Source organism: Lactococcus petauri (assembly GCF_002154895.1).
Classification (GTDB): Bacteria; Bacillota; Bacilli; order Lactobacillales; family Streptococcaceae; genus Lactococcus; species Lactococcus petauri.
This window is the reverse complement of sequence record NZ_MUIZ01000015.1, coordinates 1-9923: the sequence shown is the minus strand read 5'-3', so window position 1 is coordinate 9923 and position 9923 is coordinate 1. Positions and strand designations below refer to the sequence as shown.

General features: G+C 29.4%; 9 protein-coding genes. 2 read left to right on the top strand and 7 right to left on the bottom strand.

Features of this window, described 5'->3' with window-relative positions:
- Positions 1-682: 682 nt before the first annotated feature.
- Together BZZ03_RS11330 and BZZ03_RS11325 are read left to right on the top strand one after the other, a co-directional pair.
- The gene (locus BZZ03_RS11330) at positions 683-1042 is read left to right on the top strand and encodes a helix-turn-helix domain-containing protein (RefSeq protein ID WP_086583349.1); all 360 of its coding nucleotides are present in this window, start codon (positions 683-685) and stop codon (positions 1040-1042) included.
- Between the two features lie 14 nt (positions 1043-1056).
- Positions 1057-1995, top strand: coding sequence for an ImmA/IrrE family metallo-endopeptidase (locus BZZ03_RS11325; RefSeq protein ID WP_086583348.1), 939 nt, complete (start codon positions 1057-1059; stop codon positions 1993-1995).
- 12 nt (positions 1996-2007) lie between these two features.
- Here the strand turns inward: BZZ03_RS11325 and BZZ03_RS11320 are convergent, their stop codons facing one another.
- From BZZ03_RS11320 to BZZ03_RS11290, 7 genes are all read right to left on the bottom strand, one after another.
- The gene (locus BZZ03_RS11320) at positions 2008-2514 is read right to left on the bottom strand and encodes a hypothetical protein (RefSeq protein WP_233128990.1); all 507 of its coding nucleotides are present in this window, start codon (positions 2512-2514) and stop codon (positions 2008-2010) included.
- A gap of 409 nt (positions 2515-2923) precedes the next feature.
- Positions 2924-3580 carry an HNH endonuclease gene (locus tag BZZ03_RS11315; protein WP_143466345.1) on the bottom strand — a complete coding sequence of 219 codons (657 nt, stop codon included), beginning with the start codon at positions 3578-3580 and terminating at the stop codon, positions 2924-2926.
- Positions 3573-4175, bottom strand: a complete 603-nt coding sequence (locus BZZ03_RS11310) for a hypothetical protein (RefSeq protein ID WP_086583346.1) — start codon at positions 4173-4175, stop codon at positions 3573-3575. Before BZZ03_RS11310 ends, BZZ03_RS11315 begins: the two co-directional genes overlap by 8 nt.
- Before the next feature lies 1 nt (position 4176).
- Positions 4177-6306 carry an ATP-binding protein gene (locus BZZ03_RS11305; RefSeq protein WP_086583345.1) on the bottom strand — a complete coding sequence of 710 codons (2130 nt, stop codon included), beginning with the start codon at positions 6304-6306 and terminating at the stop codon, positions 4177-4179.
- 14 nt (positions 6307-6320) lie between these two features.
- Positions 6321-7748 (bottom strand): Eco57I restriction-modification methylase domain-containing protein, encoded by a 1428-nt coding sequence (locus tag BZZ03_RS11300; RefSeq protein ID WP_086583344.1) that lies wholly within the window; start codon positions 7746-7748, stop codon positions 6321-6323.
- 458 nt (positions 7749-8206) lie between these two features.
- Positions 8207-8947, bottom strand: a complete 741-nt coding sequence (locus tag BZZ03_RS11295) for a class A sortase (protein WP_233128989.1) — start codon at positions 8945-8947, stop codon at positions 8207-8209.
- A gap of 132 nt (positions 8948-9079) precedes the next feature.
- Positions 9080-9448 (bottom strand): ArsC/Spx/MgsR family protein, encoded by a 369-nt coding sequence (locus BZZ03_RS11290; protein ID WP_332888894.1) that lies wholly within the window; start codon positions 9446-9448, stop codon positions 9080-9082.
- Between the last annotated feature and the right edge of the window lie 475 nt (positions 9449-9923).

Genomic DNA, 9923 nt, shown 5'->3' with positions numbered 1-9923 from the left:
GAAGATACCCTGAAACTCAATATCCAGATAATGTAATCAATCGTTCAACATTATCACTATTTCTTTAAATATTTTTGTTTTAGCTGAGAAAGCGTGGATATTATACCCTGAAACTCAGCAGTCTTATCAGTTTTTTGTTTGAGTGACTTGTTAACCCCTTGTCACCAAGAGCAAGAAAGGCATGGACTTTTAGGATAACAAACGCAATGAAAGTTGGTTTGGTTTCCGATTCACACGAGTTCTTCTGCTATTGCATAATGCTAGCATGAATCCTATATCCCAAAGGGCAGTTTCCTGCCACCTTTATACTCCTTCAGATTTTCTAGGCTCTCCTATCTCTCTGAAGTTGCTCCGCTCAGTCGTATCTTTCATTCACCTGCAGATTGTACACATTATCTCACTTTACTGTTGCGTACCCACCATCAGTCAATTAATCACACTTGAAGCAAATACTTCTTCATGCTATAATAGTAGTGTTCATGTACTATTAGTAGCACAATTAGGTTTAACTTTTTTGTTTTACTTAATTGAGTTATTTATAATGTTGCAAATGCTCCATTTATTGGGGCTATTTGCTTATTCGTTTTGTAGAACTATTTTCTACATTTATTATTGTAGCATTCAATTCTACAAAAGTCAAGAAATAAATCAAAAAAATTATTTTTATTTTAAAGGAGATAGTATGCTATACGAACGGCTTACAAAATTGATTGAAGAAACAGGAAAATCAATGAATCAAATTGAAACTGAATTAAACTATCCTCGAAATACCATTCAAAGCTATAAACGTTCAAATCCTTCTGCAAAAAGACTAGCAGAAATTGCTAAATACTTTAATGTAAGTACCGACTATCTCCTTGGACGTGAAGAAAATAAAACCGAGAATGATTTAACTGAAGAAGAAAGTGAACTTCTTGCTGCTTTTCGTATGGAAAGCGAAGATATGACTAAAGAAGAGCAAGCTAAATTTAATCAATCTGTCAAAAATATGATGAAAATTGCGAGAGAATTGTTTGATGATGATTCTAACTGGAAAAAATAGAAAGCAATTTTTATATGGCAAGTATTGAGTACAGAAAAGTTAGTGCTTCATCATACAAAGAGTATATGGAGATGACTTCAATATTATTAGATGATATTGCAAGCTATTCAAACAAAAATAAGAAATATATTATTTACTCTGATATTATTTCTTATTTTGAAAATACATACGATATTCTTTTTACTTTCTTTGAAGTAAAGAAGAACAATAAAATTATTCCCTCGACTGATTTAATTAAGCATAAAGACCTAGTTAGAAATGAAAAATTTAAATTTCTTGACGATGATCTAGCAAGTAAAATATCTGGTGTAACTATACCGAATAAGCATAACAATAAAATTATAATTATGCTTAATCAAGTCATGCCTAAACAACGAATAATTTTTACAATCTTACATGAATTAGTTCACTTACACTTTCATAATACCAATCAAAATAAGCACTTAATTTTTGCTTCAAAATTTTCTGGAGTATACCCATCAGAAATGATACCTTTTGAAGATGAAGCTAATGTTATTGCTTCACTACTCTTTTGTTCAACAGAACAATTGGAAACATTTCTACTTAGAAAATCATCTTTTAGTTATATCTGCTCTCAAACCTGTATGAGTAAATCAGCGCTGCACAATAGATTATTAAACTATTTCCAACATATTCTCACCATGAGCTATCAACAAGCACTGGACTATGTATTAAGGCTTAGAGAAGGTGAAAAAAAAGCTTCTTATGAACTAAAAACGATTATTTCTCTAAAAAAGCAATCTATAATTTCTAAAAATAGCTTTATAAAAATGAGTAGTGGTCTATCTGTCACCCAAAGTGAATGCTATAAATATCTACAAGGTAAAAGTTCCAAAGAACTAATTTTAGAATTAGAATATGCACACGCCACACATAATCATTTGCTCGAACAACTTGTTATGGAGGAATATTATAAAAAACAAACAAAATAAAAAACGCTAAAACTAGCGTTTTTTTAATTTATTAATATCTTTTTGCATAGTATTTTGTTTATTACTCATTAATAATTGAGAAACTAAGGCTAAATTTTGTTTGCGTTGAATTATATTTTGTTGTTGAATACTATTCAATTTTTGTTGTTGCTCTTGTTGAAATTTGCTAGTTCTTAAAAATTGAAATGCTTCTTTCAAATTATCGGCTTGTTGTGTTTTTATCAAATTGTACAGGGTTGCTACATCTCTGTAATTATAAAATTCTATTGGAAATTCTGCTTCATATTTTTTATAACTTTGAATATATGGTTTCAATTTTAAAGAATCCTGTTCCCTCAAAAGTTGTAACTCTTTGTTTTTCTTTTGTAAATTATCATACTTTTTAATTCCTTTGAAAAACTGTATTAAGAAAAATAAACCTATTCCACAGAAAAACAATATTGGTAGAATAGCTACTACATATCTAAATACTATATTTTGAGTTGTAGCTTGTTCTGTATAAGCTACAAAAAGACCCACACTCCCTACTAGTATTCCCCAAACAATAAAGATGATTCCAATGATAAGAAAACCAACTTTTACTCTCTTTCCTTCATTTTGAAGACCGTATACTTTTATTTAGAATATCATAAAACGGTTTTAATGTTTTTCCAACTTTTGATAAATAATCCAAAGAACTTTCTCTTACATCCATACTATTTCCAAATCTTTCATATTTTAAATATATTCTACCAAATAAAATATGCAAAGTAAAAAGTCGTTAGATATTTCTAACGGCTCTTTATTTTATAAATTTTATAACACACATTTTAATTGCTTTGCTAATTTCTTAGTTATTTATTATTTTCTAATCCTATATTTTTTTGATTTTTACTAATTGATTTCTTAATAGAATTATCTAAATAATATTTATAAAATATAAAATTGTTTAGTCAACAAATTCACCTTCATTCCATTTTTCTCTAATTATATCTAAGCGAATTTTTAGTTCAGCACTTGCCGGATTTTCCGGATATTTTTGTACAAAGTCATTAACAGCCATTATTACATAAGCAACTCTCTTACTTTGACTTCCAAGTTTTAATTTTTTATAAAATTCTGTTACTGTTTCATTTTCTCTATATTCTTCTGATATAATAATTTTAAAATCGTCATCTCGCCTATAAATCTCCGGTAATTTATTATTATCTGGGTGTAGTATCTCTGCATCCTCACTTGTACTATAATCTAAAGCTTTTTTGCTCTGGTTACACAGTTCACAAGAAAAAACTAAATTTCTTACATTATGAATTTCTATGTTAGTATGAGTTCCGACGTTAGCTTGGGCTACAAAATGGTCAATTTGATAATTACTATAATGATAAAGACTCATTGGTACCCCACAATAAGCACACTTCTTAAAATATATTTCTCTAAAAGCTTTATTATCATGTGACAATCTTCTATTTACATACGTATATATTTTTTCTGAATTTGCTGCAGGATGCCTCTCTATAAACTCTTGTAAGAATTTCTCTTTATCAGCTAAAATATGTGAATAGTCGCATTCATAAAATTTGCTATTACGGTAATCTATGTTAATCATAATTTTCAATTGTCTTCTTAAATATGTCAATTAACGCATCAATATCCTCTTTGTCTGGCATATTCTCAATATTCCCCTCAATATTTCCTTCAATCCGTTCTATTGTAGCTAAATCCACTCCAGACTGACTTAAATTTTCTATTACTTCAAATGATTCTTTAAGTTCTTTTATTGCTTTTTCAATTTTGGGAAGCAATAATCTATCATAATATTCTTTAGAAGCTAAGCTTCGAGCTTCGAAATCATCTCCGGTTTGAGGTCTATATTTTGGAATAATTGTACTTGTTTCAGCATTTTTATTAAATTGACTTAAGACCAGTATTTTTTTATGACCAAATTCTTGCTTTAAAATTTCTCTAAACTGCTCTCCCGTCAAGCCGCCTGCTTTGCCTTCAAATAATTGTGAATCCGTTAAAATTATTGAGGAAGTTCTTATTTCTTCTGCTTTCAATAAAGTTTTATAGGTAGATGATTTTTCTACTTCATAAAATTCTATCTCTAGCTCTTTCTCAGTTTCTATTTCAGCTAAATATGAATCAAGAAGTTCGTCATGATTATCATCCATATAGCATAATCTGATTGGTTTATTAATCATATTACTCAACTCCTCTCAAATTAAATTCTATATTAAATCCTTTATCTCCTTCAATCATTACGATTTCACCTCCTGTAGATTCTATAGTCCTGCGTACTATCCACATCCCTAATCCATGTCCATCTTCCCTGGAACTTTCATGAACCTCCATAATTTTAAATGGTTCAACTTTATATTTTTTAGAAAGTCCACAGCCATTATCCTTGTAACTAAAATTTACTTTTTCTGCTGAGGTTTCAAACATAATTTCAATACACAAATCTACTTGATTAAAATTTTGTTGAATAGAGTTCAGAATCAAATTGTCAAATATCACTTCTAAGATATCAGCTGTTATAAAAAAATCTTCATTAGATCCTTTTTTTACTATTTTAATGTCAACATTTTTATAGTCTTCATTCCAATGTTTTTTAATTTCATTAAGATATTCTTCTAGTGATGAAATTTTCTCCTTGAATTTTCTCTTTTCCATTTGCCCTAGTAATGTATTCAAAAACGTTACAAGTTTCTTATTTACTTCTTCTAATTTGCGAAGCATCTTGGGCACATTTTTAGTTGGAATTCTTTCAGAAGAAAGCTCTTCCCACATTCCTCGAGTTTGTAACTGTGCTGAAATCAAATCTGTTCCAGTTAGTAAAGTAGTCCTTCTAGTGCTTAAATCATGTGCTATATTATTTGCTCGTAAACCTTGAGTAGCTAATAAATTGAGAATTCTTGCATCATATCTATATTCCTGTTCTCTTCGGCTGTTCTCCTCTTTATTTTTTTCAACTTTATCTAAAAGATTTTTAACTTCATCAGCTGTTTTCTGAGCCTCTTCTTCAGAATATTCCTTTAATTTCTTAGGATTAGCAATAAACTTCTTAATATTTAACTCTTTTTCAACATTTAATTGTTCTTTATCAAAATTTTTCTTGTTAACTTGCCTAATTATATTTTGACGATACTCTTCAAATTTACCTATCGCTAAAGAAATAATCTTAACAAAATATTCATAAGAATCATTTTCTTCTAGACCCTGTCTGTTCGCCATATCAACAAGATTTTTATTTACCTCTTTATCTATACGAACAATACCAGAAAGTTGATTACTTCTTACCCTCCATTTCCCATTAGGGTGAGAAGCAGCAGCTGGAGATTTCCTTGCTCTTCCTCCTAAATCTAACCAGTCTTTTCTACCCTCCATTGAACTAATACTAAAAGAATTTCTGTAAAGTATTATACCCGTATTGAGCTTATCCCTCAAACGATAATGCTTATATTTAAAACGATCATAATCTTTTTTTATGCCCCCTTGAAGATTAAAATATAATTCTGCAGAAAAATCTCCTAGATCCTGTAATGTTTTATAAGTGATATCACCTCTCCTAATATCTTCATCATATTCATAGGAAAGGTCAACAATTTTAGTGAATTTTTTAATATTATCTTTTACAATATCTTGTACTTCTTCTAAAAATTCATCTGATTCAATATCAACAAGTAGCTTTAATTCATCACTGAAGTATTTTATTGTAATTTTACTAACAAAATTTTCTCCTAAGATTGGTTCAACAAAGATTGGTAGTACATTCAATTTCCTAGATTCTAATTCTGATATTATTTCAATCTTCATAACATCATCATTATACGCACGACTCAAAAAATCTGACAAATTATCAATATTTCTCTTATTCCACTTATCCCTTAGATGAGATATTTTAATCGTTGTTCCATTAGAAATTTTGTTACTATTTTCAAGTAATATTTCATCCCAATTGGTATACCATCTAATTCCGTTAAAATTATCTTTCTTACTACATAAATCTACTTGGTTTCCCAATCTTGCTAAAGCAAATCTCCCAACTCCCTTTGAACCTGATAGAACTCTACCGTTACTTTTATACCCCTTACCACTCTTCCCGATTTTCATCCAGCTTGATATAATATCTTCATGACTCATACCAGAACCATTGTCGATTATTTGAATACAATCTTCATTAAAAAATATTTGACAATGAGTTGCATTGGCATCAAAAGAATTTTTTACTAATTCGAGAATTGCTGATTCTTGCGTGCTAAAATTTTGCCTACCAAAAAGTTCTGCAATAGCATTATCTTCAATAACAAATTCTAATTTCTCTGATTCCATAACATCTCCTTATTCTATTTCATAAACATACTTACATCAAAACTTTTAATATCTTTGACTGATATTCTTATAGAACGACCATTCGCATTAATTGCTCTCTCCTGCAAATGGATGTACATTTCTTCTGATGTCAATATCTGATACGCTTCTTTCAAAGATAACTCTCCTTTAGGTACAATGAAAAACCCAGAATAAGGTATCTCATCTTTCTCAAGCTTATAAGCCTTAACAGAATCTGTTATAATTGATGAAATCATTATTTTAGGCTGATTCATCAAACGAAGCCCTTGACTCCTTCCATATTCAAACCAATATCCATCTGCTTTTCTTTGGTTTAATTTTTCAGAAAAAGTTTTTAAATACAAGGCAGCATTTGGAAAAAAGTTTAAATAATCTTTTTCTGTATATCTTACAACATTATCTTCTGAATCATATTTATATGGAAAAATTATTTTCTCATTTCTATTGATAGATTTACTACGTGGGCTACATGCTGCTCTCACTGCAGCCCCTTCCAAAGTCATCCCTTCAACTTTAATTTCTCCATTTTCCTCATGATAGTCCTGTATGACAAATGCTTCATTCAACAAGGTTGCAACACTATTTACAACTTCAAAATAATCTCCAAATTTTTTTCCCACTTCTTCATTCATTACTTTATCTGAGAAAATCCATTTATCTTTAAAATTTTCTTTTGGAATAATCAAATCATGATTTATATCAGGACTTGAATAAATTACTGTTGAGCCTTCATACGAATTATCTAAAGTGAGAATAGCAGGAGAAATTAAGGCTGATTCAAAAACATTCCTATGTTGATAATCTACAATTTTCTTTACCTTAGAAATCATAAGACTTCTAAGGTTTGTACCAAAGGTATTTTTAAAAATACTACTTGGAATAAGATAGGACATCTTACCAGTTTCTTTTTTTAAATCTTCTATACTTTTTTCTATAAAAGCATAGCAATAATCAAATTTACCATGTTTACAAGACTTAAATCTTGATTTTAAAGTTTCTCTCTCATAAGTATCTAGATCTCTATAAGTTAGATAAGGCGGATTTCCTACAATATAATCTGCGTCAATCCGTTGTCTGTATTCTAAATAGTTCTCATTTATTATATTCCATTGTGTATTTTCTATACCAAATCTCAAAACTAGTTCATCTAGTTTGTATTTACATTCCTCAATAATCTCTTCGTCTATTTCAAACGCAATAAAATTATGTTCTAATTTAGATTTCAAAGTAATATTGTCCATACTATTAACTTGGGCTGCTATTAAATATCTATGAACAGCCTCTAAAAGAATATTGCCACTTCCTACTGAATTTTCTAAAAATACTTTATCAAGAATACCTTTCCCTTGATAGTCGACCTCATCTAAAAGTTCTTGTACATATTCTTTAGGTGTAAACACCTGGCCTTTTTTATTTATCATTTATTTTTATTCCTTATTTTAAAATTATATCATAAAAGATTGTTATTAAAACTACCGATTAGCGCAATAGTCTCTTGAATTCACAAAGTAAAAAGTCGTTAGAAGGTTTCTAACGGCTCTTTATTTTATAAATATTATTACACACATTTTCTTGCTTGGTTAGTTTTTTGGTTAATTCTAATTTTATAATCTTACAATCACTTATTTACTAGAACTCTTGAGGGTTTAAATTCATTTTACCATGATTTGTATAATAAAAAGCATTCTCTGAGGAAAGAGTGCTTTTTTAAATTGTGTATCTCTACTTGGTAAGAAACAAAACCTACAGAATATAAAATTGCTAATTCTTTTATGCACCATATAAAATTTTTTTGCTTAATTCATTCTTCTTAGCCAATATCAGACAAATCTTTATTCAATAAAGATGCACGCTTTTTTTATCCTTAAATTTCGTTTACTCAAAGTATTTGATTATAGCTTTTTGAAAATGCCTTATCCATATCATCAGTTTTCTCAGAATAACTTATCTTCTTCTCAAATGTACCATTTACAATGATTCTATTCACTGCTCCTGGATCAGCACAAGTCACCAAAGTAATTTCGGTTTTTCCAACATGATCCTCAATAACTTCTGAATGCTCCGGTGAAACTACAGATACTGCATCAATTCGATACTGATAAATGTTTTCTTTGTCTGTAACATAGATGACCATTCCCTCTCTTGCATACTCTAAAGGTGTAAAAAGTAAATCCGTATTACTACTAAATCCTGTAACATTATGACTTGCTAAGGCATAATTGCCTTGCCCCATAATTTGATTTTCTTTCATTGTGCCTGCACCATAGGCTACATTTTCATTGGCTAAACCTTTAAATATTGGAAGGTTAATTCCTACTTCTGGAATCGCAATCCCACCAATAACTGGCATATATTGCGCATTGAGTTGACTACTTGCAATACTCTCTGAACTAATTGGCTTTACTCCATCAAAATCAAAACTCGCTTTTGCTTTCTCATTATCTTTAATAGATTCTCGAGACACTTTGTTGACTTGATAATGATTGATATTTTTACTAATCAAAAAATTTCTAATCGGTTTATTAAATACGAGAACTAAACCCACTATAAACAACAAAATAATAAAAATATTGATAATCTTATTCTTCCACGTTTTATTTTTCCCGGCTTTCATCTTCATTCTAAACTCTTCCTATTCTTCTTGAAACACATCCAATCAATTAATAATCATTTACATAAAAAACAAATTGCTTATTTTATAACAAATGTTAGTCTTATAATATCAAAACTTACCAAACAGAACAGACCCTTATTATACTTCCAATCTACGATAAGCCCGTGAGGTAAATTTTCGAATTTCTTCTGAATTAAATCCAATCATCAATTTATTTTCATCCAAGATAATAGGTACCTTTAATAATTCGGTATGCACTAGAATAAAGTCAACTGCTTCACTAAAATTCATCTGTTGAACTTCATTTTTCATTCTCTCAATATCATTCCCAGCTTTGCCTTTTAAAATAGCTGTAAATCCGTCGTCCGATAAATACAGAGCATGGAGTAACTCCCCTCTCGTTATACTTTGTATCCTTTTTATAGAAATTTCAATGTTCATACTTTTAAACCACTCTATTGCTTTTCTACTCGAAGAATTTCTTAAATCGTAATAAAGTCTAATCACTCTAATATTATCTTTTCTTTCCCTTATTATTAAATATATATCACTTTCATCAAATCATAATTCAATAATATTTCCTCACTATTTTTTGATAAACCACCTTTAAAGATATTTACACTCCGTCTTCAGTTGAATAATCTCAATCTCTTTATTTATAATACATCAATCAGGAACTCTAAACGATTAAGTATTCGTGTATTCATTTTCAAAAATAAAAAGCAGACAACTTTGCGAGTACCTGCTTTAGTAATGAATATATCTATTTATGATACATCTTTATTTTACCAAATTGAAATAAGCAGCACAATTAATAACAGCACTTTTTTACATATATAAAGTATACTGTTGTGGGATTAAAGATACTATTTCTTAAATCAATCTCCTCTCTTTAAAACCTCTTCTCTTTCTTTTCTAAACAACGTACTCCGTCGATACTCTGGTGGTAAAAACATTCGAATTTGATCTGGATTATACCCAA

Coding starts and splice junctions, on each gene's coding strand:
- BZZ03_RS11330 (WP_086583349.1), top strand. CDS start 683: ATGCTATACGAACGGCTTACAAAATTGATTGAAGAAACAGGAAAATCA.
- BZZ03_RS11325 (WP_086583348.1), top strand. CDS start 1,057: ATGGCAAGTATTGAGTACAGAAAAGTTAGTGCTTCATCATACAAAGAG.
- BZZ03_RS11315 (WP_143466345.1), bottom strand. CDS start 3,580: ATGATTAACATAGATTACCGTAATAGCAAATTTTATGAATGCGACTAT.
- BZZ03_RS11310 (WP_086583346.1), bottom strand. CDS start 4,175: ATGATTAATAAACCAATCAGATTATGCTATATGGATGATAATCATGAC.
- BZZ03_RS11305 (WP_086583345.1), bottom strand. CDS start 6,306: ATGGAATCAGAGAAATTAGAATTTGTTATTGAAGATAATGCTATTGCA.
- BZZ03_RS11300 (WP_086583344.1), bottom strand. CDS start 7,748: ATGATAAATAAAAAAGGCCAGGTGTTTACACCTAAAGAATATGTACAA.
- BZZ03_RS11295 (WP_233128989.1), bottom strand. CDS start 8,947: ATGAAGATGAAAGCCGGGAAAAATAAAACGTGGAAGAATAAGATTATC.